Source organism: Megasphaera sp. ASD88 (genome assembly GCF_002287425.1).
Lineage (GTDB): Bacteria > Bacillota > Negativicutes > Veillonellales > Megasphaeraceae > Megasphaera > Megasphaera stantonii.
This window is the reverse complement of the sequence record NZ_NQXW01000052.1, coordinates 1-1,393: the sequence shown is the minus strand read 5'-3', so window position 1 is coordinate 1,393 and position 1,393 is coordinate 1. Positions and strand designations below refer to the sequence as shown.

Here is a 1,393-nt window from a genome sequence, read left to right as displayed (position 1 = left end):
GTATAATGAAATCACCACAATCTCACGCAAAGGAGTCCTTCTCATGAACATTATACAACAGATTCTTTCTCTCAGTACAGACTTTTTCAACACAAATATGGAATCGTTAGTAACGGGCCAGGCGTCCCTGACCGACGTGACGCTGGCTGTACAAGAGTTTGTGCAGAACCTAGGGCGGGAGGTGTTGTCGGCAATGTTAGAACAGGCCGATGAAGCCATCTATGAAACGGTGAAGCCGCAACGTACCTATCAGATCAAAGAAACAGCCCGTTCGCGTACCTTGGTAACCACGTTTGGAGAAATCACCTTTCACCGCCGGTATTACCGACAGAAAGACACGGGCCGCTACACCTATCTGCTGGACGAATGGTGCCAACTGCCGGCGTACAGCCGGATCGAGGCTTCCTGTCAGGCCCGAATGGCAGAACATGCCAAGGATATGAGTTATGCGAAAGCAGCCCAAGTAGCCACTCCGGTCCCGGTAAGCAAACAGAGCGTGCGGAACGTCTTATGCCGGTTGGGGACGATCCCCAATACGGCGGCTCCCCTGCCGGAACGGAGGCCGAAGGTATCCGAACTGTTCATCGAAGCCGACGAAGACCATGTGGCTATGCAGCAGGGAAACAGCCGGCAGCTGCGGCTGGCCTATGTATATGAAGGGAAAGTAGCGGAGGGAAAAAAACGGAGAACACTGACAGCCAAACGGGTGTTTACGGGATATGGGATGCCTTGGAAGGAAATCAAGGAATATATCCAAACCGTATACGACAGTCCAGAGATTACGATTCTGGGAGACGGGGCGGCGTGGATACAGAGCGCGACGTCGTACCTGGAAAAGAGCCGCTGCGTCACGGACGGATTTCATGTTGTCAAATACTTGCGGCAGATAGCGGGGACGGAAACGATCCAACCTCTGTATGACGCCTTGCTGGCCAATGACCGGGAGCAATTCTGCCGGGAAGCTGAACAGAAGATACGGCACCGTCCGTATCGGAGAAAAGCGATTCGAAGAGGTCAGCAATATATCCTGAACCATTGGGAAGGGATTCGGGACTGGCTGCAGAACCGGGAGACATTCGCCAGCAGTACGGAAGGGCATGTCAGTCATATCCTGTCGGCCCGGCTGAGCTCACGTGGAATGGGCTGGAGCAAAGACGGGGCGGAACGGATTGCCCGATTGCGGACGCTGGCAGAAAACGGCGGCGACGTGTGGCGCTATGCCTTAGATTGCCTGACGAAGAAACACTCCGATACAGTACCAGACCTGAATTCACAGGAACTGACGCGGCAATGCCGACGCCAGCGGCTGCCGTACTGCGTGTATGATGCAGAGCACAGCTGCCGTATGCCGGGGAGCGAAGGCGCATTACACGGAAGATGGATGAAAGATATC

1 protein-coding gene is annotated in these 1,393 nt (G+C 54.3%); it reads left to right on the top strand.

The genetic code is table 11. The features are described 5' to 3' along the window. Window positions 1-43 precede the first annotated feature (43 nt). The coding region (locus tag CJ260_RS12425; RefSeq protein WP_095630432.1) for an ISLre2 family transposase at window positions 44-1,393 on the top strand (1,350 nt) is incomplete at its 3' end.